Annotated in this window: 18 protein-coding genes and 1 pseudogene; 12 read left to right on the plus strand and 7 right to left on the minus strand. The window is 62.9% G+C overall.

Features of this window, described 5'->3' with window-relative positions; genetic code table 11:
* A pseudogene (locus HCN58_RS35830) lies at positions 1 to 160 on the plus strand (IS701 family transposase); the annotation flags it as partial.
* A 153-nt stretch (positions 161 to 313) separates the two neighbouring features.
* Here HCN58_RS35830 and otnC read toward each other — a convergent pair.
* On the minus strand, positions 314 to 973 hold the full coding sequence (otnC, locus tag HCN58_RS16265) for a 3-oxo-tetronate 4-phosphate decarboxylase (RefSeq protein WP_171580413.1): 660 nt from the start codon (positions 971 to 973) through the stop codon (positions 314 to 316).
* A 118-nt stretch (positions 974 to 1,091) separates the two neighbouring features.
* Between otnC and ltnD the strand changes: the two genes are divergently transcribed.
* From ltnD to HCN58_RS16305, 8 genes are all read left to right on the plus strand, one after another.
* Positions 1,092 to 2,006, plus strand: coding sequence for an L-threonate dehydrogenase (gene ltnD / locus HCN58_RS16270; RefSeq protein ID WP_171580414.1), 915 nt, complete (start codon positions 1,092 to 1,094; stop codon positions 2,004 to 2,006).
* A 26-nt stretch (positions 2,007 to 2,032) separates the two neighbouring features.
* Positions 2,033 to 2,815: a 2-oxo-tetronate isomerase gene (gene otnI / locus HCN58_RS16275; protein ID WP_171580415.1), complete on the plus strand. Its 783-nt coding sequence runs from the start codon at positions 2,033 to 2,035 to the stop codon at positions 2,813 to 2,815.
* Positions 2,812 to 4,089: a 3-oxo-tetronate kinase gene (gene otnK, locus HCN58_RS16280; protein ID WP_171580416.1), complete on the plus strand. Its 1,278-nt coding sequence runs from the start codon at positions 2,812 to 2,814 to the stop codon at positions 4,087 to 4,089. The genes otnI and otnK overlap by 4 nt, the downstream gene beginning before the upstream one ends.
* Positions 4,090 to 4,269: 180 nt before the next feature.
* Positions 4,270 to 5,961 (plus strand): methyl-accepting chemotaxis protein, encoded by a 1,692-nt coding sequence (locus tag HCN58_RS16285; protein WP_171580417.1) that lies wholly within the window; start codon positions 4,270 to 4,272, stop codon positions 5,959 to 5,961.
* A 247-nt stretch (positions 5,962 to 6,208) separates the two neighbouring features.
* Positions 6,209 to 8,239: a methyl-accepting chemotaxis protein gene (locus HCN58_RS16290; protein ID WP_210266036.1), complete on the plus strand. Its 2,031-nt coding sequence runs from the start codon at positions 6,209 to 6,211 to the stop codon at positions 8,237 to 8,239.
* 206 nt (positions 8,240 to 8,445) lie between these two features.
* Entirely contained in the window at positions 8,446 to 10,146 is a 1,701-nt protein-coding gene (locus HCN58_RS16295) for a methyl-accepting chemotaxis protein (RefSeq protein ID WP_171580418.1), read from the plus strand.
* A gap of 457 nt (positions 10,147 to 10,603) precedes the next feature.
* On the plus strand, positions 10,604 to 11,572 hold the full coding sequence (locus HCN58_RS16300; protein ID WP_171580419.1) for a helix-turn-helix domain-containing protein: 969 nt from the start codon (positions 10,604 to 10,606) through the stop codon (positions 11,570 to 11,572).
* A 257-nt stretch (positions 11,573 to 11,829) separates the two neighbouring features.
* Complete coding sequence (locus HCN58_RS16305) at positions 11,830 to 13,572, plus strand: methyl-accepting chemotaxis protein (RefSeq protein WP_171580420.1); 1,743 nt, start codon at positions 11,830 to 11,832, stop codon at positions 13,570 to 13,572.
* 179 nt (positions 13,573 to 13,751) lie between these two features.
* Here HCN58_RS16305 and HCN58_RS16310 read toward each other — a convergent pair whose 3' ends face one another.
* Together HCN58_RS16310 and HCN58_RS16315 are read right to left on the minus strand one after the other, a co-directional pair.
* On the minus strand, positions 13,752 to 15,266 hold the full coding sequence (locus HCN58_RS16310; protein ID WP_171580421.1) for an acetyl-CoA acetyltransferase: 1,515 nt from the start codon (positions 15,264 to 15,266) through the stop codon (positions 13,752 to 13,754).
* 135 nt (positions 15,267 to 15,401) lie between these two features.
* Complete coding sequence (locus tag HCN58_RS16315) at positions 15,402 to 16,535, minus strand: nitronate monooxygenase (protein WP_171580422.1); 1,134 nt, start codon at positions 16,533 to 16,535, stop codon at positions 15,402 to 15,404.
* Between the two features lie 338 nt (positions 16,536 to 16,873).
* Between HCN58_RS16315 and HCN58_RS16320 the strand changes: the two genes are divergently transcribed.
* The 3 genes from HCN58_RS16320 to HCN58_RS16330 all read left to right on the plus strand — a co-directional run bounded on the left by HCN58_RS16320 (position 16,874) and on the right by HCN58_RS16330 (position 20,683).
* Complete coding sequence (locus HCN58_RS16320) at positions 16,874 to 18,532, plus strand: flavin-containing monooxygenase (protein WP_171580423.1); 1,659 nt, start codon at positions 16,874 to 16,876, stop codon at positions 18,530 to 18,532.
* A gap of 209 nt (positions 18,533 to 18,741) precedes the next feature.
* The gene (gene yghU / locus HCN58_RS16325; protein ID WP_171580424.1) at positions 18,742 to 19,635 is read left to right on the plus strand and encodes a glutathione-dependent disulfide-bond oxidoreductase; all 894 of its coding nucleotides are present in this window, start codon (positions 18,742 to 18,744) and stop codon (positions 19,633 to 19,635) included.
* A gap of 292 nt (positions 19,636 to 19,927) precedes the next feature.
* On the plus strand, positions 19,928 to 20,683 hold the full coding sequence (locus HCN58_RS16330) for an alpha/beta fold hydrolase (protein ID WP_171580425.1): 756 nt from the start codon (positions 19,928 to 19,930) through the stop codon (positions 20,681 to 20,683).
* A gap of 80 nt (positions 20,684 to 20,763) precedes the next feature.
* Here HCN58_RS16330 and HCN58_RS16335 read toward each other — a convergent pair whose 3' ends face one another.
* The 4 genes from HCN58_RS16335 to HCN58_RS16350 all read right to left on the minus strand — a co-directional run bounded on the left by HCN58_RS16335 (position 20,764) and on the right by HCN58_RS16350 (position 25,374).
* Positions 20,764 to 21,375 carry a flavin reductase family protein gene (locus HCN58_RS16335; RefSeq protein WP_171580426.1) on the minus strand — a complete coding sequence of 204 codons (612 nt, stop codon included), beginning with the start codon at positions 21,373 to 21,375 and terminating at the stop codon, positions 20,764 to 20,766.
* Between the two features lie 171 nt (positions 21,376 to 21,546).
* Positions 21,547 to 22,821 (minus strand): acyl-CoA dehydrogenase family protein, encoded by a 1,275-nt coding sequence (locus HCN58_RS16340; protein WP_171580427.1) that lies wholly within the window; start codon positions 22,819 to 22,821, stop codon positions 21,547 to 21,549.
* A 259-nt stretch (positions 22,822 to 23,080) separates the two neighbouring features.
* Positions 23,081 to 23,461: a VOC family protein gene (locus tag HCN58_RS16345; protein ID WP_171580428.1), complete on the minus strand. Its 381-nt coding sequence runs from the start codon at positions 23,459 to 23,461 to the stop codon at positions 23,081 to 23,083.
* A gap of 158 nt (positions 23,462 to 23,619) precedes the next feature.
* A complete protein-coding gene (locus HCN58_RS16350) occupies positions 23,620 to 25,374 on the minus strand; it encodes a winged helix-turn-helix domain-containing tetratricopeptide repeat protein (RefSeq protein WP_171580429.1) in 1,755 nt (584 codons plus the stop codon).
* Positions 25,375 to 25,506 lie beyond the last annotated feature (132 nt).

Raw genomic sequence — 25,506 nt, forward strand, 5'->3', positions numbered from 1 at the left:
CGGCTTCCATCACCACGCAACCCTGTGCATCGCGGCTTACGGATTCCTCATCGCCGAGCAGGCGACGATTCCCCCCTCAGGACCACGTTCCACCGCGCCGGTCCAGATCCCTCCCTTACCCGACAATTATCGACCCAGAGGATCTGCCCTTGCGGCCTGAACGCCACGTCCCGAACTCGATCGCAACCATGCGTGTGCGGCTGAGCCGGGCCCTCAGCAAAATGATCATACGATGCCCGTGTTGCGGCGCCGTCGCAGCATCACGCACGCGCAGAAAAATCATGACGCAGTAAGACTAGTCCGCGCTACGAATTCAATGCTTGTCGTGCCCCGGCAGCGTCAAGCCGAACACATCAGTTAAATCCTTCACCTGTTCCGGCGCAAGATACCGCGGGTTTAACCCGCGCAGCAGCAGATACAGTTTCGCCGTCTCCTCCAGCTCCTCCATCGCGAACACCGCCGCTTCCAGCGTGTCGCCCGACACCACGGGACCGTGGTTGGCGAGCAGCACGGAAGAATACTTCCCCGCCAGTCCTTTGATGGCGTCGGCTACATCAGGATCTCCGGGTCGATAGTAGGGCACCAGCGCAGTCTGTCCGCATTTCATCAAATAATACGGCGTCATCGGCGGCAGCGCGGCGCGAGGATCGATCTCCGGCAGCATCGACAGCGCCACCGAGTGTGTCGAATGCAGATGCACGACCGCGCGCGCCGCGCTGCGGGTCTGGTACAGCGCGGTATGCAGCGGCACTTCTTTGGTGGGGGCATCGCCCGAAACCAGCCGTCCGCTGGAGTCGAGCCGCGACATCCGGGCCGGGTCGAGGAAGCCAAGCGAGGCGTTGGTCGGCGTCACCAGCCAGCCGCCGTCATCGAGCTTTACGCTGATATTGCCCGAGGAGCCCGGCGTCAGCCCGCGCTCGAACAGCGAGCGGCCGAAGCGGCAGACTTCCTCGCGAATCCTGGTTTCGCTCATGAACTGACCTCTTTTCCGCCTTGTCCCACGCTTTGGCAGCGCGGCCAAGCCGTGATACGCAGGGGTCAAGCCGCTGGCCGAATGGCCGCTGAACAGAAACCATCGAGGAACCGCCGCAATGCCAGAATCCGCCAAACCGCGTGTCGCCGTCGTCGGGCTGGGCTCGATGGGCTACGGCATGGCGACCTCGCTGCGTCGCGCAGGCCTCGAAGTAATCGGCTGCGACGTCTCGGCGGATTCCGTGAAGAGGTTTGTCGCCGACGGCGGCAAGGGGGCCGGCACGCCAGCGGAGGCCGCGAAATCGGCCGATATCGTCGTCAGCGTGGTCGTCAACGCGGCCCAAACCGAGACCATTCTGTTCGGCGCTGGCGGCGTCGCTGAAACGCTGGCACAAGGCGCGGTATTCATTTCCTCCGCGACCATGGATCCCGAGATCGCGCGGCGGCTCGCCAAACAGTTGGAAGCAACCGGCCGTCACTACCTCGACGCGCCGATTTCGGGCGGCGCGCAGCGCGCGGCGCAGGGCGAACTCACCATTCTGGCGTCCGGCAGCCCGGCCGCCTTTGCCAAGGCGCGCCCGGCGCTCGATGCGATGGCGGCAAAGCTCTATGAACTCGGCGATGAAGCCGGGCAGGGAGCCGCGTTCAAGATGATCAACCAATTGCTCGCCGGCGTGCACATCGCCGCGGCTTCCGAAGCGATCGCGTTCGCAGCCAAGCAGGGCCTCGACATCAGAAAAGTCTACGAGGTGATCACGGCGTCTGCCGGTAATTCCTGGATGTTCGAGAACCGCATGCCGCATGTGCTCGACGGCGATTACGCGCCGCGCAGCGCGGTCGATATCTTCGTCAAGGACCTCGGCATCATCCAGGACATGGCGCGCTCGCAGAAGTTTCCAGTACCGGTTTCCGCTGCTGCATTGCAGATGTTCCTAATGACGTCAGCCGCCGGCATGGGCCGCGACGACGATGCGTCGGTGGCGCGGATGTATGCAAAAGTCACCGGCACGCATCTGCCGGGCGAGCCGAACTAAGAGCAAGATCAACAAGGGGACCGTCGATGCCGCGTTTCGCCGCCAATCTTTCCATGATGTTTACCGAGGTGCCGTTCCTCGACCGCTTCGATGCGGCGGCAAGAGCGGGCTTCACCGCGGTCGAATTTCTGTTTCCCTACGACCATCCGGCAGACGCCGTGGGCGACCGGCTTGAAAAGAACGGCCTGACCCAGGCACTATTCAACTTGCCGCCCGGCAATTGGGAGGCCGGCGAAAAAGGCTTTGCCGCACTGCCGGAGCGTTTTGATGATCTGAAGCGAAGCCTTGAGACGGCGCTGCCCTATGCGAAGGCGACCGGGGTCAAGCGGCTGCATCTGATGGCTGGCATCGCCGATCGCAGCAGCACGAAAGCCGTCGAACAGTTCTACAAATCGGTAGCATGGGCCGCCGAGTTCTACGCGCCTCACAGCCTCGACGTCGTGATCGAGCCGATCAACCCGCGCAACGTGCCCGGCTACTTCCTCAACGACTTTGGCTTCGCGCGCGACCTGATCACCGAACTGAAGATTCCCAACCTGAAACTGCAGTTTGACATCTACCACTGCCAGATCATTCACGGCGACGTCACCATGCGGCTGCGCGAGATGATGCCGATAACAGGCCATGTCCAGATCGCCAGCATTCCCTCGCGCAACGAGCCTGACGGCGAAGAGCTGAACTATCCGTTCCTGTTCACTGAACTAGACCGGCTCGGCTATGGCGGCTTCGTCGGCTGCGAATACAATCCGCGCGGCAAAACCAGCGACGGCCTCGGCTGGTTCAAGCCCTATGCCGGAGCAAGATCGTGAAATTGTCTTTGGGCTGCATTGCCGACGATTACACCGGCGCCTCCGATCTCGCCAACACGCTGACGCGTCAGGGGCTGCGCACGGTGCAGACCATCGGCGTGCCATCAGACGATCTTGCGCTGCCTGAAGTCGATGCGGTTGTCGTGTCGCTCAAGAGCCGCTCGATCGAGGCCGGTGTTGCGGTGGACCGTTCGCGCGCCGCGGAAAAATGGCTGCGCGGCCGCGGCGCGGGTCATGTGCTGTTCAAGATCTGCTCGACCTTCGATTCGACCAATGCCGGCAATATCGGCCCAGTCTTGGATGCGTTGCGCGCCGATTCCGGCGACGCAATCGTGCTGGTGACGCCGGCCTTTCCGGAAACCGGCCGCACCGTCTATCAGGGCAATCTGTTCGTGGGTTCCGTGCCGCTGAACGAAAGCCCGTTGAAGGATCATCCGCTTAACCCGATGCATGATTCCAATCTGGTGCGGGTGCTGGCCCGCCAGAGCCGGACCCAGGTCGGGCTGGTCGATCTCGCTACGCTCACGCGCGGCGCGGAGGCGGTTCGCGGACGTCTCGCCGATCTGGCGGGAAAGGGTATCGGCGCGGCCATCATCGACGCGGTCTTTGATCGCGATCTGGAAACCATTGGCGTCGTCGCGCTGGATCACCGCCTGTCGGTCGGCGCATCCGGTATCGGCCTTGGCCTTGCGCGCGCGCTGGTTGCCTCCGGCAAGGTCAAAGCGGCTTCCGCGGGCGCGATATCCGGCGCGGCGGTCGGCGGACCGGCGGCATGCCTCGCCGGGAGTTGTTCGCAGGCGACGTTGACGCAGATCGCCAATGCCGAAAAGACAATGGCCGTGCTGCATCTCGATCCCGAGCAGATCATCGCGGGACCGGCAGAGGCGCGCCGTGCGCTGGCCTGGGTGAGCGACCGAATCAGCAGCGGCCCAATCTTGATCGCCAGCAGCTCGACGCCGGACCAAGTTACAGCCCTGCAATCTCGGCATGGCCGCGATGCAGCCGGACATGCCATCGAGCAGGCGATGGCCGATATCGCCGAAGGCCTGGTGCGCATAGGCGTGCGGCGACTGGTGGTTGCCGGTGGTGAAACTTCAGGCGCCGTCATCGATCGCCTGCGCATTCCCGGCTTTCTCGTGGGCGAAGAAATCGCTGCAGGCGTGCCGGTTCTGCGCGCGGTCGGTGTCAAGGACGGGGAGATGCTGCTTGCACTGAAATCAGGCAATTTCGGCGGCACGGAATTTTTCTCGGATGCACTGAGGCTGATGCGCTGATCGCACCGGCCCCACATTCATTTCCTGGTTAGAACTGTCGCGTAGGTATTTGTACGGACGCGAATTAACTGAACCTGAGGACGCGTCAGGTTGATATCCGCAAGGCATCCTCCTTTTTCAACTCTCTCGCCTTTTCCCATCCGGCGTGTCCCGCGCGCCCAAAACCAAGAGATTCCGCCCATGCTCGCCCGCTATTCGATCCGCACCAAGATCATCACGGTGGTTGCCTTCCTGCTCGTCGCGATGGCGGGCATGGGTCTGCTCGCGGTGAAAAACATGCGCGCCATCAACGCCAATACGGTCGATATCGTGACCAACTGGATGCCGAGCGTCCGCGTGCTGGGCGATCTGCGCGCCGGCGTCATCACCTATCGCAACGTGATCCGCGAGCACATGCTGGCCGAGACGCTGGAAGAGAAGCTTGCGATGGAAAAGACGCTGGCCACCGTCATCGAGAGCAACACCAAGATCCGTGCCGCCTATGAGCCGCTGATCACCTCAGCGGAAGAGCGCGCGATTTATGCCGAATGGTCGGGCCTCTGGGACAAGTACCGGAAATGCACCCAGGAGGTCATGGAACTGTCGCGGAAGTCGGCCGGCAAGACCCCGACCGAAGCGCACGACCTGAACACCACGACCGTCAACAAGATCGGGCTCGATGCCGACGCAGTCCTGAAGAAGAGCATCGATCTGAACAATGCCGGGGCCGACAAGGCGGCGCAGGAGGCTGCCGGCAGCTACACCTCGGCTCTCATGATGCTTGCCCTGATCCTCGGTGCCGCCGTCACGATCGGCCTCGGCATCAGCGCCTATCTGGTTCGCGACGTATCTAGCGGAATTGCCTCCATCGTCACGCCGATGCAGGCGCTGGGTAAAGGCGATCTGAGCGCGGAGGTGCCGCATCGGGGCGAGAAGACCGAAATCGGCGCGATGGCCGATACCTTGCAGGTATTCAAGCAAGCGCTGATTGCCAAGAAGGCGGCCGACGAGGCCGCAGCGCTCGATGCCGAAGCCAAGATCGAGCGCGGCCGCCGGGTCGACGGCATTACGCGCAATTTCGAAAACGTGATCGGCGAGATTGTGCAGACGGTATCATCGGCCTCGACGCAGCTCGAAGCTTCCGCCGGCGTGCTGTCGGCGACCGCCGAACGTTCGCAGACGCTGACCTCAGCGGTGGCCTCGGCTTCCGGCGAAGCCTCCGCCAACGTGCAGTCGGTTGCATCGGCGACCGAAGAGCTTTCCTCCTCGGTCACCGAGATCGGTCGCCAGGTGCAGGCATCGGCGCGAATGGCGACCGATGCGGTCGGTCAGGCCCGGGTCACCAACGACCGAGTCAGCCAATTGTCCAAGGCGGCGGGCCGGATCGGCGACGTCGTCGAACTCATCAACACCATCGCCGGCCAGACCAACCTGCTTGCGCTCAACGCCACCATCGAGGCTGCGCGCGCCGGTGAGGCGGGGCGCGGCTTTGCGGTCGTGGCGTCGGAGGTCAAGGCGCTGGCCGAACAGACGGCGAAAGCCACTGGCGAGATCAGCCAGCAGATATCCGGCATCCAGGGCGCGACCCAGGAGTCTGTGAACGCAATCAAGGAAATCAGCGGCACCATTGAAAGGTTGGCGGAGATCTCCTCGGCAATTGCGGCCGCCGTGGAAGAGCAGGGCGCTGCCACTCAGGAAATCTCCCGCAACGTACAGCAGGCGGCGAGGGGTACCCATCAGGTCTCCGGCAACATCACCGACGTGCAGCGCGGCGCCGGCGAGACCGGTGCGGCCTCCGCGCAGGTGCTCTCGGCGGCGCAGTCGCTGTCGGGCGACAGTCAGCGCCTCAGGCTCGAGGTCGGCAAGTTTCTGGAGTCGGTCCGGGCAGCCTGACAACCGGCCGGCCGCAGACGACGGGCCCGGCTCGCGGAAGCGCGCCGGGCCTTTTTCGCGTCCGGCGCGAAGTCGGGGGCGCCACAACCCGGCTGGACGATCCGTGGTTTCACGCAAGCGGAAATTAACCGGTCCCCGCTAGGCTGCCCCCGCATCTCCGGGATTCGCGCGCGTAGGTTGCCGTATCCTTTGCGTCGCGAATTCCGCCTCCGGAAAAACTGCTTCAGAAGAATTTGGGGTCGTCGACATGATCAAGCTCAACCGTATCGGAAACAAACTGGGCTTGGCCGGAGCGGTCGGCGTCCTGCTGGCGATCGGCATGGTGGCCAACCAGATGGTCACCGAATCGAGAATCGAAGAGTCCAGCGAGCGCGCCGCCCGGTCGCAACAGGTGGCCGACAACTCGCTCTCCGCCCATATCGACCTGCGCAAGATTCAGCTTGCCGCCGGCAATGTCAGGTTGGCGAGAACCTCCGCCGAGGTCGAAAAGGCCGTTGTCGATTTGCAGCGCCACAAGGCGAGCGAGGCGAAGGAACTCGAGGCTGCGCTCGCAACCGCCCAGCGATCGGACGCCAGGGAGCGGCTGCAGAAGATCAAGACCTTGATGGATGGCTTTACCGCCGCCGTGGAAGATCTCGCGAAGGCGCAGGCCACGCTGCTGGCGCAGATCGAGAAGCGCTCGGTCATCTCGGAGGAATGGACTAAGGCCGTCGATGCCCAGTTGACGTCGCCGACCATGGCGAAGCTGGACAACCGCCTCGAGATCGAGCGTTTGCTGTTTCAGGCCGACGCAAAGGTAAACGCGCTGCGGGCAGCCGCCTGGAAACTCGGCGCAACCGGCGACGCCAACCTGGTCACGGCGATGGGCAAGACCGAGGCTTCGCTGAAGGACGTATTCAACAAGCTGCGCGGCGAGGCCGACGACCGGGAATTGCTGGTCGTGGTCAGCAACCTGTCTTCGATCGTCAAGCGCTTTCTGGCCGCCAACGAGGAAGCGGTAAGGACGGAGCAGGTAAAGAACGACATCATCGCCAACCGCACCGTCAAGGCCGCCGCTGACGTTGCCGATCTGATGGAAATAACCGTCGAAGGCGCGCAAAAGGATGCCAGGATCTCCAAGGACGAGGTCATGGACGATACCGAGCGCGCCAACCGCATCAACCTGATCATGGCAATCGTCGTCGTCGCGTCGCTGATCGCCTCGGTGATATTCTCCTTCCTCGGGGTCGCCCGTCCGATGACGCGCCTGAACGGCGCACTGGGTGAGATGGCCGGCGGCAATCTCGACGTCGAGATTCCCGGCGCCAGCCGCGGCGACGAAATCGGCGACCTCGCCAAGACCGTGACCGTCATCCGCGAGAACACTGAACAGAAGGCGCGCGAGGAAGCCGAGGCCAAGATCCAGCAGGACCAGGTCGCGGCGCAGCGGCGCAAGTCTGAAATGATCAAGCTCGCCGACGATTTCGAAGGCGCGGTCGGCAAGATCGTGGAGACGGTGTCGTCGGCATCGACCGAACTCGAAGCTGCCGCCGGCACGCTGACGGCGACCGCCGAACGCGCCCAGGAGCTGACCACGATGGTGGCCGCGGCTTCCGAGGAAGCCTCCACCAACGTGCAGTCGGTGGCCTCTTCCACCGAAGAGATGGCATCGTCGATCACCGAGATCGGTCGCCAGGTTCAGGAATCGGCGCGGATGGCCAATGAGGCCGTCGATCAGGCCCGCACCACCAACGATAGGGTCAGCGAACTGTCGAAGGCGGCGGCCCGCATCGGCGCGGTGGTCGAACTCATCAACACCATCGCCGAACAAACCAATTTGCTGGCGCTCAACGCCACCATCGAAGCGGCCCGCGCCGGCGATGCCGGCCGCGGTTTCGCCGTCGTGGCATCCGAGGTGAAGGCGCTGGCGGAACAAACCTCCAAGGCGACCGGCGAAATCGGCCAGCAGATCACGGGCATCCAGGCCGCAACCGAGGAATCCGTCGGTGCGATCCAGGCGATCAGCTCGACCATCGAGAAGCTGTCGGAGATATCCTCGACCATTGCGGCCGCCGTGGAAGAGCAGGGTGCCGCAACCCAGGAAATCTCGCGCAACGTGCAGCAGGCGGCGCGCGGCACTCAGCAGGTCTCCGCCAACATCACCGATGTGCAGCGCGGTGCCGGCGAGACCGGCACGGCCTCATCGCAGGTGCTTTCCTCGGCCCAGTCGCTGTCATCGGATTCGAGCCGCCTCAAGCTCGAGGTCGGCAAGTTCCTGAAATCGGTGCGGGTGGCATAAGCAACCGATAGATCGCAAGCCTAGCCCGCCCCTCAACAGCGGGCGGGCCTTTTGCCGTTCGGGATCCTGCGAGAGGCGCTGGCCGCGAGGCCGGTTAATAAAACCCGTATATCTACTGAGTACGAAATTAACGGGTAGAAAGCGGCTGATATATACGATTCCGCGTGGAGGGGCGGACGACCGCCATCGTCGAGTGGAGAGCACGCATGCTTGGAATCATTAGTCGGCCCAGGATGACGGTTGGCCGAAAGATCTATGCCCTTATCTGCCTCAGCTTTGCCGGGCTATTGGGCCTGACCTTTCTCGAGTCGCGCGAGCTGGCATCGAGCCTCCATCAGCAAAAGCAGATCGAGCTGCGCCACCTCGGCGAACTCGCGCTCGGCATTGTCAAGGAAGAGCATGCCGCGGCGCAGAAGGGCGACGTTCCGGCCGCCGAGGCGCAGAAGCGGGCGATGGCGCGGATCGCGGCGCTTCGGTACGGCAATAACGATTACTACTGGATCAACGACATGCATCCGAAAATGGTGATGCATCCGATCAAGCCGGAAATGAACGGCAGCGATCTGTCGACCTACAAGGATCCGAACGGCAAGCTGTTGTTCGTCGATTTCGTCACTACCGTCAGGAAGGATGGTTCCGGCTTCGTCCCCTACGAGTGGCCCAAGCCGGGCTTCGACAAGCCGCAACCGAAATTGTCCTATGTGGTGGGTTTTGCGCCGTGGAACTGGGTCATCGGCACCGGCGTCTACATCGACGACCTGAAGGCGCAGACCTGGGTATCGACCCAGCGTTCCCTGATCGTTGCCGGCGTGATCCTGCTGTCCATGCTGATCGTGTCGATCTTCGTGGCGCGGAGCATCACCGCGCCGCTGCAGCGCATGACCGTCACCATGAACGATCTTGCCAGCGGCAAGCTCGACGTCGAGGTGCTCGGCATCGGGCGCGGCGACGAGGTTGGCGAGATGGCCAAGGCCGTCGAGGTGTTCAAGAGCAACGCCGTCGCCCGCCAGTCGCTGGAGGCTGAGCGGCACGCGGCCGAGACCCGCGCCGTAGCAAGCCGCAAGGCGGACATGAACAAGATGGCCGACGATTTCGAGACTGCGGTCGGACGAATTGTCGAGGCCGTGTCGTCGGCATCCAGTCAGCTTGAGGTCTCGGCGGGCACGCTCACGTCGACCGCGGAACGCGCGCAGGAACTGGCGACAACCGTCGCGGCGGCTTCAGAAGAGGCCTCGACCAACGTGCAGTCGGTGGCGTCGGCCACCGAAGAGATGGCGTCGTCCGTTACCGAGATCAGCCGCCAGGTGCAGGAATCGGCGCGAATGGCCAATGATGCTGTGGACCAGGCGCGCGTCACCAATGATCGCGTCAGCGAATTGTCGAAGGCGGCAACCCGCATCGGCGATGTCGTCGAGCTGATCAACACCATCGCCGGCCAGACGAACCTGCTTGCGCTGAACGCCACCATCGAGGCGGCGCGCGCCGGCGAGGCCGGCCGCGGCTTCGCCGTCGTGGCCTCCGAGGTAAAGGCGCTGGCCGAGCAGACCGCAAAGGCCACCGGCGAGATCGGGCAACAGATCACCGGCATCCAGGCCGCCACCCAGGAATCCGTGAACGCCATCCAGGCGATCAGCGGCACAATTGAAAAACTGTCGGAGATTTCGTCGACGATTGCGGCGGCCGTGGAAGAGCAGGGTGCCGCGACACAGGAGATCTCCCGCAACGTACAGCAGGCGGCGATGGGCACCCAGCAGGTGTCCTCCAATATTACCGACGTGCAGCGCGGCGCCAGCGAAACCGGATCGGCGTCCTCGCAGGTGCTTGCGGCGGCGCAATCGCTGTCGGGTGACTCGAACCGACTCAAGCTCGAGGTTGGCCGGTTCCTCGACTCGGTGCGGGCGGCCTGATCGCGTACCGACTATTCGGTCCGAAGCCGGCTCCTCATGCCCGTTTCGCGATCGCCCACGATCCGAATCAGAACGCGAATTGCCATCAGCGATCGACTTTCGGCTGCAAGACGATCAGGAGACATCCTTAGATCGTAAAGTTGTCGATTGCGGCACGCACCGATCAATCGCGCTGAGCGAAACTAGGACAAAGTTTGGCGAACCAACTTCCGAAATCGGGAAAAAGTGGTAAGAGGTAGGGCATTGTGACGATCTGATGTCAGAAGCTCTGATGCCAGAAGATTTGCGATGTGTTCTGCGTCAATGAAGACGAGCCAGGACTAACACGCTTCATCCAAACGGGAGGCGCATCGAGGCACCCATCCGCCATGGTCAGCATACGATCTTTGTCAATCGCAGCTAGCGTTCTTTTTCGTTGTTGCGACGATCGCTACCGACGGTTCGGATGACCGGCCGCGTGTCGTTGCTTGATGAACTAGTTGAGTCCGAGTTCGTAAAGGTTAGCCGGTTTCCGAACGTCGATCGTTTCCGGAGCATCGAAGGAATCGGCGATGCCAAGAGCATTCCGATCGACGCCAAGGACTTCGACGCCGCTTTCGCCACCTTGAAGCTGAAGTCCTGTTCGGTCCATCTGCAGCGGACGTTCCCGCGAATTCTGCAGATGCAGTATTCCACGACCGGCGCGATCGTCGGCTTCACGATGGACGATGCGGCTTCGTTGATCATCGACGGTGTCGAAGCCCGCGCGCCGACCTTGCTCCTGGTCAAGGGGACCGCGACGTGTGAAATCGTGGAGCAGCAGGCCAATCTGGTGGCGCTTGTGAACTTTGCTTCCATCGACAATCGCGGCTGGCCAGGCGAGGTCGATAGCGCCCAGTTGATCGCGACGCTGCCGGACAAATACGAGACGCTGCGCGTGACGGTTGGCGATGTCCTGAGGCTCGCTTCGCATTCACCTGATACGTTCGCACAGCCGAACGTGATCGAGCACGTTGAAGAATCGATCCTGCAGACGGTCGATCTGGCGATGGCTGCGGCGTCGCCTACACCTGAAGCCAAGCGCCTGAGCCTGAGCCACTATCTGGCGCTGGTCCGAAAGCTCGACGAGTTCGTCGCCGAAAGCGCCGGCAGGACGCTGTACAGCGCCGACGTGGCGCGGCAACTCGGGGTCTCGGTGCGGACGTTGCATAACGCCGTGGTTGCCATTCGCGGCATGAGCATGCACCGTTACATGCGGCTGCGGCGGCTATGGAATGTGCGACAACAACTGGTGCGGGGTTCGTCGGTGCAGTCGGTGAAAGCGGTCGCGCTCGTGAACGGCTTCTGGCACATGGGCGAGTTCACAGCGCTGTATCGCGAACTGTTCGGCGAAACGCCGCAGCAGACATTATCGGCAGCTCGCAAGCAGACGGACAACCCGTCGTGACATCGGCCAAACGCGGCGCGCTTCCGTAATACTACCAATTGCTCGACCAGTGTCGGCTTAGTCCCTGATTAACCATCGTATGGAACCTTGAGGACATGAGTGCCGCTCTGTGGCGTGCCACGGGAGCCCATCGTTCGCAACGATCCGGCTCGTCCAGATGTCTGGCCCGGCGCTCCCTCACCGTGATCCCGCCGCGCGGGAGACAGACGGTATCGCTGCGAATTCCCTGGGCTGTCACTTTTTGAAGGACGCAAAGTATGCTCCGATTCATCCTCAACCTGTCGATCGGCGCCAAGCTCGGCATCGCCTCGGGCCTCGGCGTTCTGCTCGTCGCCACGATGGTGATCGTCCAGATCCGGTCCAACGCGGCGATGCGCGATCTCGACGTGCGCATGGCCGCGCAGCAGACCATCGCGCGCGATGCGGTAGATGCGAAAGCGTCGATGCGCGGCATGCAGATCGGCGTTCGTGACCTGCGTCTCGCCGACAACTCGGCGGGTTTGCAGAAGGCGAACGACTATTTGACGGCGCGACTGACGTCGCTGAACAAGTTTGCCGACGAGATGCTGGGACTGTCAAAATCCGCCGAGAACCGCGCGCGCGTCGAGAAGCTCAAGGAGAGGGCAGCAGACTATGCAAAAGCTACCCAACAGATTGTGGCCGTTCGCCGTGAAGCGATCGCGGCGGCAGGCGGCGGCGCCGAGGCCGCAGCGCGGATTGCGAAGCTGAACGAGGAAGCCGTCCGCATCGCCCGGGAGGTAACGCTGCCGATCGTTGCCGAAATCGAGCCGCTGGCCGATCAGATTGCCGATTTCGCCAAGCACAGTGTGGAAGAGCAGGCCGCCCAGGCTGCAATGGAAATGGCCACCGCAGAAAGGGAAGCCATGGCAATCGGCATCGGCACGATGCTGTTGTTGATCGCAACCAGCATCTTCTCCTTCTTCACGATTGCCCGTCCGATGCGCGCATTGAGCGTTTCGATGGAAGAACTTGCCGGCGGCAATTTCGGAGTGGTGTTGCCCGGCCTTGGGCGCAGGGACGAGCTCGGGGCCGTCGCCGGCGCCGTCGAGAAATTCAAGATCGTCTCGGAGCAGAAAGCTCGCGACGAGGCGGAAGCCAAGATCAGGCAGGACCAGATCGCGGCCCAGCAGCGCAAGGCCGAGATGATCAGGCTCGCGGATTCTTTCGAGGCCGCCGTCGGCGAGATCGTCGAAACGGTATCATCGGCCTCGACCGAACTCGAAGCCTCTGCCGGCACGCTGACCGCGACCGCCGAGCGCGCGCAGAAAGTCACGACTATGGTGGCGGCGGCTTCGGAGGAAGCGACCGCCAATGTGCAGTCGGTGGCGTCTGCGACTGAAGAGCTGTCTTCCTCCGTCAACGAGATCAGCCGACAGGTTCAGGAATCGGCGCGGATGGCGGGCGAGGCGGTCGACCAGGCCCGCACCACCAACGACCGCGTCAGCGAATTGTCGAAGGCGGCCGCCCGCATCGGCGACGTGGTCGAACTAATCAACACCATCGCGGGCCAGACCAATTTGCTGGCGCTCAACGCCACCATCGAGGCGGCGCGCGCCGGAGAGGCCGGCCGCGGCTTTGCTGTTGTGGCGTCGGAAGTGAAGGCGCTCGCCGAACAGACTGCGAAGGCAACCGGCGAGATCAGCCAGCAGATATCAGGCATCCAGGGCGCGACTCACGAATCTGTCGGCGCCATTAAGGAGATCAGCGGCACCATCGAACGGCTGGCCGAGATCGCCTCGACGATTGCGGCGGCCGTGGAAGAGCAGGGCGCGGCGACGCAGGAAATCTCCCGAAACGTGCAGCAGGCGGCGCATGGTACCCAGCAGGTCTCCGCCAACATCACCGACGTGCAGCGCGGCGCCGGCGAAACCGGCTCGGCTTCCGCGCAGGTGCTCTCGGCGGCGCAGTCGCTCTCTGCCGACTCGAACCGCCTCAAGCTTGAGGTCGGCAAGTTCCTCGATACGGTGCGGGCGGCGTAAGAGGCGGGAGACGACGATCTCAAGGAGCCACATTTTCGCTCGTGCCCCGGACGCAGCGCAGCACGCGAGTGATGCGCTGCAGAGCCGGGGCCCATCTCACCAGAATGCACGACGTCCGCGATGGGTCCCGGGCTCTGCGGAGCAGCGCTGTCGCGCTGCACCGCGTCCGGGACACGATGCTATCCCACCCGCCACTCCAGCACGCCGTCATCCACCGCGACGATCGCGCCGACCGACCCCACCGGCGTGCGGTCCATGTCCAGCAGATGCTTCAGCGTCACAGCGTCATCGGCGGGCACCCGCGCCAGCGCCCGCGCATCCTGCTCGGTGCGCAGCATCACCACGCCGTGCTCGACCTCGCCGTTGCCCTTGTAGATCACGGTAAAGCTCTCGACTTTGCCCTTGCCTGAGGCCTCCGTGACGAAGTCCGGCACGGTGCGGCGGTTGCGGTCGGCCTCGGCCTGTACGCTGGTGTCCTGCTTGAGCGCCTCTTTCGGCATCTCGCGCGACAACACCAGCCCGTGATGCTTGGTGACAAAGCCGCCCTGGCCGTAGAGCAGGCCGAGCTGGCCGCCCTGGCGGAGCTTGCGCACCATCGCAACGGCTGCGTGCGTCATGTAGGTGTTGAGCGGCGCGCCGAAGAAGGTAAGACCGCCGGTCACCGTCGGCTGCACGTCGGGGCCCAAGCCCAGCGTCCGCCGCGCCATCTTGGGCACGCAGGGAAAGCAGCTATAGAGCTCGATGGCATCGAATTTTTTGCCGTCGCCTTCGACGAGGTCCATTACTGTCTTCAGCACGGCGTTCTGCGGATGGCTTTCGTAGAACTGGTCGCGCACCAAATAATCGCGCGGTTCTTCCGCCGAGGCGCCGCCGACCGGATAGATTAGGCGGTCCGCTGGTACACCGGCCGTGCGCGCTTTTGCCAGCGACGTCAGCAGGACGGCTCCGCCCATGTTCACGGTCGGGTTGGCCACCATCAGCTTTGTATACGGCCAGGCGATCAATCGGTTTTCCGGCGTCGGCGTCGTGATCTCGTCGGGCGTGAACCGTTTCTTCAACCAGGAGTTTGGATTTTCGGACGCGACCTTCGAATAGATCGACCACAGCGCGCCGGACTCCGCCAGCGCCTCGCGCGGCGTCTGGCCCCAATGCGCTGAGGTTGCGGATTCATAGAGCGGATAGACCGTGATGGGGCGGAACACACCGAGCTTCACCGCCATCGGCTTCTGAAACGCCGCACCGCGCTTCGGCTCCTCGACGTCATGCGCGAACGGCGTCCATGGCAAGGAGATGCCGCCGCGCTCGGCCTTGGTCGCCGTGGATTGCGCTTCCGCGCCGCAGATGACGGCGACGCTGCACTCGCCGCGCGCGATGCGCTTTGCGGCTTCGTGAATGTAGCGGATCGGGCTCTCGCCGCCGACCGGGCCGTAATAGCAATGCGCTGGCGCAGCGCCGAGCCGCGCGGCGAGTTGCTCCTCGGGATCGCAGTAGCGCCAGCTCAGGAAATTGACGACGTCGAGCGAGCCGAGTTCGCCGAGTAGTTTTGCTCCGCTGTCCGCCTCCGCCCGCCGCACCGCCTGTTCGAGCAGCGCCAGCGGCTCGAGGCCATCGGCGATGTCCTTGGGCCGGTCGACGATTTCGCCGACCCCGACGATGACGGGAATGCGGTCTTCGGGGAGGGGACTATTCGACATTCTTTTTTACTTTGCTTTCTCAACATACACAGACCTTATCCTGAGGAGCCGCGAAGCGGCGTCTCGAAGGATGGGCCACGGGCCCCATGGTTCGAGACGGCGCTTCGCGCCTCCTCACCATGAGGGGACAAAATCTCAGTCCTCCATCAGCATGTTCATATGCTCCACCGCGTCGGCAAAATCTTCCTTGAATTCCTGCATCACGGCGCCGGCGGATTTCACGCTGTCGATCAGGCCGACGCCCTGGCCGACGAAGTAAGTCACGAGATCGCGTGCCTGCACATTTCCGGCGGCCGCCGCGCGGTCGATCGAGTTGAAGGCGTCGCGGCTGATGATGCTTTGCAGCGGCATCGGCAGCGCGCCGGGACTGTCCGGCCCGCGGTCCCATGCGTCGGTCCACACCGACCGCAACTGCCGCGCCGGCTTTCCGGTGCGGCCCTTCGAACGGACGGCGTCGCGCGAGGATGCCGCGATCATCTTCTCGCGGAAAACTTCCGTGGTCTCCGATTCCAACGTCGCCAGCCACACCGAGCCGGTCCAGGCGCCCGCCGCGCCCATCGCCATGCAGGCCGCCATCTGCCTGCCGGTCATGATGCCGCCCGCGGCCAGCACCGGCACGTCGCGGACCGGCTTGATCGCCTTGATCACCTCGGGCACCAGCACCATGGTCGAGACCTCGCCGCAATGGCCGCCGGCCTCGGTGCCCTGCGCCACCAAAATATCGACGCCGGCTGCGACCTGTCGCAGCGCGTGCTCCTTCGAACCGACAAGCGCGGCGACCGGCACGCCGTGTTTGCGGCCCATGTCGATCATCTGCTTCGGCGGCACACCGAGCGCATTGGCAATCAGCTTGATCGGGTGGCGGAACGAAACCTCGAGCACGTCAAGCGCGCGCTGCGCGTCAAACGGCTGCGGCTGGTTGTCGGCGACGTTGGTCGTCGTCAGATCGACGCCGTATTTCTTCAGCAGGTTGCGGGTGAAGTCGCGATGTTGCGGCGAGATCCGCGCTTCCAGACTCTTCCAGGTAACGTCCTTCTCTCCCGCGGTCGAAATATTTTCGGGGATCAGCACGTCGAGACCATAAGGCTTGCCGTCGGTGTGATCGTCGATCCATTTCAGTTCCTGCTCGATGGTTTCGGGCGAATGCGCCGTCGCCCCCAATACGCCAAACCCGCCGGCGCGGCTGACGGCGGCGACGACGTCGCGGCAATGGCTGAAAGCGAGCAGGGGGAATTCGATCCCCAGCATGTCGCAGATTGGCGATTTCATGGTCTGTCCTCCCGACGGCAGCATTCTTGTTGCTGCTCGACTTTACCCGAGACGCTAGCCCATCGGAGGCTTGCATGCCAAGCGGCGTTAGTTCCTCATCTTAGGAGCCTGCGCAGCAGGCGTCTCGAAGGATGAAGGCCCGTCCAATGGGCCTCATGATTCGCCTGGCGATGCGCAGCATCGTCCGGACGGCGCTGACGCGCCTCCTCACCATGAGGGACAAACATTCCACCTCGCAAAATATGCAAAGCAAGGTCGCTGATTTGCGTCTTGCGCTTTGGCGCTATGGAAGGAATGCTGCCTGGCAAATCAAAGAGAATGTCAGGGAGCCCATCTTCATGTCCGCTACGCCTTCCGCTACCGCCAAATCCGCCGAGCCCTACCACGTCGTCGTGGTCGGCGCGGGCTTTGCCGGCATGTATATGCTGCACCGCTTGCGCGGGCACGGAATGACCGCGCGGGTCTACGAGCAGGGTTCGGGTGTCGGCGGCACCTGGTACTGGAACCGCTATCCCGGCGCGCGCTGCGACGTCGAGAGCATGCAGTATTCCTATTCGTTCTCGGAAGAACTGCAGCAGGAATGGGACTGGAGCGAACGCTACGCGCCGCAGCCCGAGATTTTGAAATACGCCAACCACGTCGCCGACCGCTTCGATCTGCGAAGGGACATCCAGTTCGACACCCGCGTCGATCGTGCCGAGTTCAATGAGGCGACCTCCCTCTGGTCGGTAACGACTTCGGACGGCAAAATGGTGTCAGCAAAATTCGTCGTGCTCGCCACCGGCTGCCTGTCGAACGCGCGGATGCCCGATATCAGAGGTCTCGACCGGTTCAAGGGCAAGGTCTATCACACCGGCCATTGGCCGCATGAGGCGGTCGATTTCACGGGCCAGCGCGTCGGTGTCATCGGAACCGGATCGTCAGGCATCCAATCGGTGCCGGTCATTGCCGAACAGGCCAGCCGTCTCACGGTGTTTCAGCGTACCGCGAATTTCTCGATTCCCGCGCGCAACGCACCGCTGACGGAAGAAGAGCGGCAGAAATTCCGCGCCAACTATCCCGAGATCAGGCGTTTTGCCCGCGAGGTGGCAAAGAACGGCATATATACCGAGCTGCCCGACCGCGGCGCGCTTGACGATGGCGACAACGAGCGCCGCGCCAAATACGAAGCACGCTGGAATCGCGGCGGGCTCACCTTCATGTCAGTTTACAACAACCTTGCACTCGACAAGGCCGCCAACGATACCGCTGCGAATTTCGTCCGCGAGAAGATCGCCGACATCGTCAAGGATCCCGGTACTGCGAAATTGTTGCAGCCGAACAACCATCCGATCGGCTCAAAACGCATCTGCGTCGACACCGATTATTTCGCGACCTTCAACCGTCCCAACGTGACGCTGGTCGACATCAAGTCGAATCCGATTGAAGAGATCACCGAAAACGCTGTGCGGGTGGCCGGCAAAAACTACGAAGTCGACGCGCTGGTGCTGGCGACCGGTTTTGACGCCATGACCGGATCCGTGGCGAAGATCGATATCAAAGGCCGCGATAGCCAGACTCTGAACCAGAAATGGGCGGCCGGTCCGCGCACCTATCTCGGCTTGATGAGCGCGGGCTTTCCAAACCTCTTTATCATCACCGGCCCCGGCAGCCCGTCGGTGCTGTCCAATATGATCGTCTCGATCGAGCAGCATGTCGACTGGATCACGGACTGCATGGCCTATATGCGCGATCGCGGGCTCGACACGATGGAGGCCGCTACCGAGGCCGAGGACAAATGGGTCGCCCATGTCAACGAGGTCGCGGCCACCACGCTCTATCCGCAGGCCAATTCCTGGTACATGGGCGCCAATGTCCCCGGCAAGCCCCGGATTTTCATGCCCTATATCGGCGGCGTCGGGCCGTACCGGCAGATCTGCAATGAGGTCGCGGCCAAGGGCTATGAAGGGTTTGTGATGGAGAGGGCGGAGCAGCCGCGCAGAGTGGCAGCGTCGTAGTCCGCCATTGCGATCGCAAGCGAAGCAATCCATCTCACCAAACAAGGAAAGCATGGATTGCTTCGTCGCTTCGCTCCTCGCAATGACGAAAATTGGGATCTGTAGGGTGGGCAAAGCGCAGCGTGCCCACCATATCCAACACGAATGTTCAATGGTGGGCACGGCGCAAGTGCGCCTTTGCCCACCCTACGATTCTGGAGAGAGACTAAATGACAGATGCCCCCACCGCCGAGCCCGCCGAATACGTCCCGCCAAAGGTCTGGACCTGGGATAAGGAAAGCGGCGGCCGGTTCGCCGCCATCAATCGCCCGATCGCAGGCGCTACGCATGAGGCGGAGCTACCGGTCGGCCGACATCCGTTCCAGCTTTATTCGCTAGCGACGCCGAACGGCGTCAAGGTCACGGTCATGTTCGAGGAGCTTTTGGCCGCCGGTCACAGCGGCGCGGAATATGACGCCTGGCTGATCAAGATTGACGGCAACCAGTTCGGCAGCGGCTTTGTCGCCATCAATCCGAACTCCAAGATTCCGGCACTGATGGACCGCAGCGGGCCGGAGCCGATCCGGGTGTTCGAGTCCGGTGCGATCCTGATGCACCTCGCCGAAAAATTCGGCGCTTTTTTGCCGGCGAGCGGCCCGGCGCGGGCCGAATGCCTGTCATGGCTGTTCTGGCAGATGGGCAGCGCGCCGTTTCTTGGCGGCGGCTTTGGCCATTTTTATGCCTACGCGCCGACCAAGATCGAATACGCCATCGACCGCTATGCCATGGAGGTAAAGCGCCAGCTCGACGTGCTCGATCGGCGTTTAGCCGACAACGAATATCTCGCCGGCCACGAATACACCATCGCCGACATGGCCACCTGGCCATGGTACGGCGCGCTGGCCAAGGGCCTGGTCTACGGCGCCGGCGAATTCCTCTCGGTGCACGAATACAAGAACGTGCAGCGGTGGACCGATGCGATCGCCAAACGCCCGGCCGTGAAGCGCGGGCGTATGGTCAACCGCATCTCGGGCGATCCGGCGAGCCAGTTGCACGAGCGGCACGATGCGAGCGATTTTGATACCAAGACACAGGACAAGATCGGCGAGCTCGGGAAGGGGTGAAGCTTGTTGAGGAGGCCTCTCCACGATCGAATGCGCGGAGGTGGCTCCACCCCAACCCTCTCCCGCAAGCGGGAGAGGGTTGCACCAGCGCCTGTTGAACGACCGATATCAGCATTGGCTATCATGGTTGGTCACATCTATCTTGTCGATTAAGGTACTTGCCACGCAGCGCGCTCGGCTCCCTCTCCGCTTGCGGGGGAGGGCCGGGGTGGGAGCGCCCCGCGGGGACTCTAGTAAGCCCGACAAATCCTGCCGCGCGTACGGAGAGTAAAAAGAAGCAACGGGGAGAGCCATGAGCTTCTTCGAAAAAGGCCCAGTTCGCATCCACTACGAAGAAGCCGGCTCCGGCTTCCCGCTGCTCCTGATCGCAGGGGGCGGATTGAACTCCAACATCTCTGGCATTACCGGCGCCTATCCTCCCTTCAACGCCATCAAGGAATTCGGCAACGAACATCGCTGCATCGCCTACGACCTGCGCAACGCGCCGCCCGGCCAATCCTCCGGCCCGCTAGAAATCGACCGTCCCTGGGATTCCCATACCGACGACCAGCTCGCGCTGATGGATCACCTCGGTTTTGAAAAATTCATGGTGCTGGGTTTTTGCATCGGCGGCCCCTTGATCTGGAATCTAATCAAGCGCGCGCCGGATCGCGTCGTCGCCGCCGTATTGGCGATGCCGTCAGGCTCACGTCCCGAAATGCGCGACCTGTTTTACAATAACAACATGGCCGGCTGGGCGCCGGAACTGACAAAACGCCGGCCCGATATCACGATGGAGCAGGCGGAAAAATTCCTGACCCGGATGTATCGCACTGATCCCGATTTCGTCTTCACCGTGACGCGCGATTTTGTCCGCCAATGTCAGACACCGGTGCTGATCCTGCCCGACGATATCCCGGCACATCCTTACGCTGTCGCCATGGAGAGCGCGCTGCTGGCGCCGAACGCTGAGGTCAGCCTGTTCCCGTGGAAGGAGCCGAAGGAGCGGGTACCGCTCGCGGTGCGGCAGATCCGGTCTTTCCTGCGCGCGCATCGACCGGCGTCATAGTCCGTAGGATGGGTAGAGCGAAAGCGATACCCATCAATACCGCCTGTGACGTCGATGGGTATCGCTTCGCTCCACCCGTCCTACTTCGCCCCCTCGGCCGGCGGAAACACCACGCGATCGTCCGTCCGGCAATAACGGTCCGCGAACATGCGGCCGATCGGGTGATAGCGCTCCATGTGCACGCGCATCGCCGCGTGATCCCACAATTCGTCGCGGATGTGGAAGTGGATGCCTTCGCCCATCACCAACAGCCGGTCGCCATTGACGTCGATCTCCTTCCAGGTTTTGCATTCCATCGCGAACGGCGCATCCGCCAGCCGCGGTACCGCGATTTTCGTCGACGGCGCCAGCTTGAGATCGAGATAGTCCGGCTCGCCGATATCAGGCGGAAAATCGCCGCTGCTTTCATGCATTGCTTTTGCCAACGGCTCGTCGGTCATGTTGACCACGAATTCGGCCGTGCGCCGGATGTTGATTACGGTATCCTTGACGCGGCCGTCGGGCCGCAGATTGGCGGCAAACATGCAGAGCGGCGGATCCTCGCAGAACACGTTGAAGAAACTGAAAGGCGCCGCATTCACCACGCCGGTCGGCCCGATCGTCGTCACCCACGCGATCGGCCGCGGCAGCACGAAGGACGTGAGCACCTTGTAGCGCTCGCGGGGCTTCAGCTCGCTGGGGGCGTATTGCATGCTGTGTCTGCTCCGGGGGGGTCCTTGCCTCGCCCCGCTTGCGGGGAGAGGTTGGCGCGCGCAGCGCGGCGGGTGAGGGGGGACTCTCCACGAGCTCGCTGCCTGTTGCGTTTGCGGAAGCAGCCCCTCACCCCAACCCGCCCCGTAAAGAACGGGGAGAGGGAGAAGCTATTACGGCATGCTCAGTTCATGCCTTCCCACCACCATCCAGTGCACCTCGTCCGGGCCGTCGGCGAAGCGGAGGTGGCGGACGTCCTGGTACATCTCGCCGAGCGGGCTCCACTGCGAGATGCCGGTAGCGCCGTGCATCTGGATCGCCTGATCGATGATCTTGCAGGTGCGCTCCGGCACCATGGCCTTAACCATGCTGACCCAGATCCGGGCCTCCTTGTTGCCGAGCACGTCCATCGCTTTCGCCGCCTTCAGCACCATCAGCCGCATCGCCTCGATTTCGCAGCGCGCTTGGGCAATGATCTGCAGATTGCCGCCGAGATGGGCGATCTTCTTGCCGAAGGCCTCGCGGGTCAGCCCGCGCGACACCATCAGGTCGAGCGCCTTTTCCGCCTTGCCGATGGTGCGCATGCAGTGATGGATGCGCCCCGGCCCCAAGCGGACTTGCGAGATTTCAAAGCCGCGGCCTTCGCCGAGCAAAATGTTCTCCTTCGGCACCCGGCAATTGTTGAAGCGCAGATGCATGTGGCCGCGCGGCGCGTGGTCGTGGCCGAACACGTGCATCGGGCCTAAAATTTCCACACCGGGCGTGTCGATCGGCACCAAAATCTGCGACTGCTGCTTGCTCGGCGGCGCATCAGGATTGGTCTTCACCATTACGATCATGATCTTGCAGCGCGGATCGCCGGCGCCGGAGATGTAATACTTCTCGCCGTTGATCACCCATTCGTCGCCGACGAGTTTTGCCGTCGTCGAAATGTTCTTGGCGTCGGAGGAGGCAACGTTGGGCTCGGTCATCGCGTAGGCAGAGCGGATTTCGCCAGCCAGCAGCGGCTTCAGCCACTTCTCCTTCTGCTCCTTGGTGCCGACGCGTTCCAGCACCTCCATGTTGCCGGTATCGGGCGCCGAACAATTCATGGTCTCCGACGCCAGCGGATTCTTCGCCAGTTCAACCGCGATATAGGCATAGTCCAAATTCTTCAGGCCTTCGCCGGTCTCGGCATCAGGCAAAAAGAAATTCCACAGGCCTTCTTCCTTGGCCTTGTCCTTGGCCTTCTGCAGCACCGCTAGCTGCTCCGGAGTAAAACTCCAGCGGTCCTTCTTGGACTCGCCGAGCCGCATGAACTCGACCGACATCGGATCGACGGTCTCGCGGATGAATTTCTTGACGTGCTCGTAGAGCGGACGGACTTCGTCCGACATTCTGAGATCGTTGAGTTCTTCACCCGGATTGAGGTTGTAAGTCGTGGTTCGCGGGATGTAGGCGTGTTTCATGGATTGTTCCTCCCATTGCGCAGAACCTTCGTCCTGCGGGCGCGCGCTCGGCTCATTGGCCGGCAATGTAGACGGCGGGAAGGGACTTGTACAAGCGCGGGCGGGAGGGACGTGATTTTCCGCCTCATGGTAAGTGGTAACCCTCATGGTGAGAGCGCGTCTTTCGCGCGTCTCGAACCATGAGGCCCCGCCGGTGCCATTCATCCTGCGAGACGCCGCTTCGCGGGTCCTCAGGATCAGGTCTGGCACATTCGTGATGCTACGATGGCATCCGATGCATCGCGCAGATCTTGTTGCCATCTAGATCGCGCAAGTAGGCGAGGTAGAGCTTGCCTGCGCTGCCCTCGCGGATACCCGGCGGATTCTCGCAACTGGTGGCGCCATTGGCGATGCCGGCCGCATGCCACGCATCGGCCTGCTCGGGAGAGTCGGCCGCAAAGCCGATGGTGCCGCCATTGGCGGGCGTTGCGGGCTGGCCGTTGATCGGCTTGGTCACCGAGAATATCCCAGTCTTGGTGATGTAAAAAATGCGGTGGCCGTCGACCCGCGCCGGCCGCACACCGAGCGTGCCGAGCAATGCGTCATAGAACGCCTTGGCCTTGTCGAGGTCGTTGGTGCCGATCATCACGTGCGAAAACATTTCTTCAATTCCTCCCAAACTGGTCTTCGAAACGAACCGCGTGCTTGCCCGCGTTGTGCCGCGGAACAGCCCCACGCGCCGCTCGTTGCCGGGCAATGTAGACGGCGGCTCATATGGTGCACAAGCAGGCGAGGGGCGAGTTATTCCCGATGCAACAACTACGGGGGTAGTCCGGCGTTTTTCAAACCTTCGTAGAACCGATTGCGCTCCCGCCAGAACGCCGGATCGCGCGAGCGCTCGGAGGCTTTCAGGCTGCTGATGGTATGACCGGGACTTCGCTTTTGATACTCGATCAGATGCGTCCTGGCCCGCTCGGTGCGACCATATAGACCGTCGATCGCGGCGAGCCATTGCCAGGCAAAGCCGTTTTGTGGACTGCTGATGGTTGCTTGCCGCATATGCTCGTAGGCGGCATCGTCATGGTGCAGATGGAATTCGGCCATGCCGAGCGTGAAATAACCAAGGCTCACCTGCTCGGCATTCAGCGGGTCGAGGCGGAGCGATAGCATGACCGGCGCAGCGACTTCCTCGGGATGTCCCTGTTGCAGCTTCAGCATGCCCAGCCGCTGCAGCGCCCGCGGCTGGTTCGGGTATAACGAGAGCGCGCGCTGGATGGCTTGTTCGGCCTCGTCGATCCGGCCCTGCGCCGACAATACGAGGCTCCGCACGTAGATGGCGCGGGGGTCGTTGGGTTGCAGCGCCAAGGAACGTTCGATCGCTTGCGACGCTAGTGCGGTCTGGTTGTGGGGATTCTTGCTCCAGCGCGTCAGCACTTCGGTGATGTGGCTCAGCGCCAGTCCCGCCAGAGCGGGCGCGGAATCGGGATCGATCTCCAGCGCTTGCTCGAACAGGGCGCGGGCACGCGGCTCTTCGTGCGTATGTATCCGCTTCAACAGACGCCAGCCCTGCAGCGTCGGATCGATGGCCGCAAAGGTGCGGCCGGCGTAGGGCTTTTCGAGGGAGATCCCGGATTCGTCGACGCGCACTTTCAAGGCGTTGGCGATGCGCGCCGTGATGTCGCGCCGCCAATTCCAACCGGCCTGCTCGGCGTAATCGAACCGCTCCGACCACAACAGCGCGCCGCTGGCGGTCGCCTGCAGTTTCACCGTGATCGAGACGGATTCGCCTTGCCGCTCCAGGCTGCCGCTCACGGCGTAGGCGGCGTCCAGCCGGCGGCCAACGCTCGCCGCATCGCCGTCGGCGCTGGCCGACGCGTTTCCCACCGGATGCGCGATCACGACCGTATCGGGCAGGCGCGATACTTCAATTGTCAGATCGTCGGTGACCGCTTCGGCGAGATCGACGGCATTCGGGCCGCCGACGCCGACCAGCGGCAAAATCGTGATCATGTTCTTGCTGACGAGCGCGCCGCTTTCTCCCCGGTGCGCAAATCCAAACCACAGCGCAATGGCGAGCGCGATCGCGCAAATCGCTGCTACCGATGCGATGAGCCATGATCGCTTGCGCGCGGCGGACTGCGCCGGCACCGCGTGCGGCGCGGCCGCGTTGGCGTTCAGTTCGGCCGGGTCATCGGCATTGGGTGCATCGACCGGCATCGCATCGAGCAGATAACCTCGGCGCGGAACGGTCTTGATCAGGCCCGGGCCGTCGTCTCCGAATGCGGCGCGCAGCTCGCTAATGCATTGCACCAAGGAGTCGTCGGTTACGGTCACATCCGGCCACACCGCTTCGATCAGTTGATCCTTGGTCAGCAACCGGCCGGGTTGGCTGGCCAGGTAGGCCAGCAGCGCAAATGTCTTGGGGCGAAGGGAAGCCGCCGCGCCACGAACGCGCAGCTCGCCGCGACCGAGGTCGACCTCAAAACCCGCGAAGTGCAGCACACCGCGCGGAATCCTGGCCGCCGTGTCGCCGTTCGCCGCAGGCGTCGATTTCGCGTCAATTTCGGCGTTCATTCGGCACTCTTTCGGGTGTCGCGGCGTCAATGCGACCAAGCTCTCCCCACCGAAACAGAACGGCGGCAATGCCGACGCCATGCTCGGCCCCGATCCTAGGCCAGATCGGCGGCAACGGGAATGGCGTTCAGG

This window comes from Bradyrhizobium australiense, from assembly GCF_013114825.1.
GTDB lineage: Bacteria > Pseudomonadota > Alphaproteobacteria > Rhizobiales > Xanthobacteraceae > Bradyrhizobium > Bradyrhizobium australiense.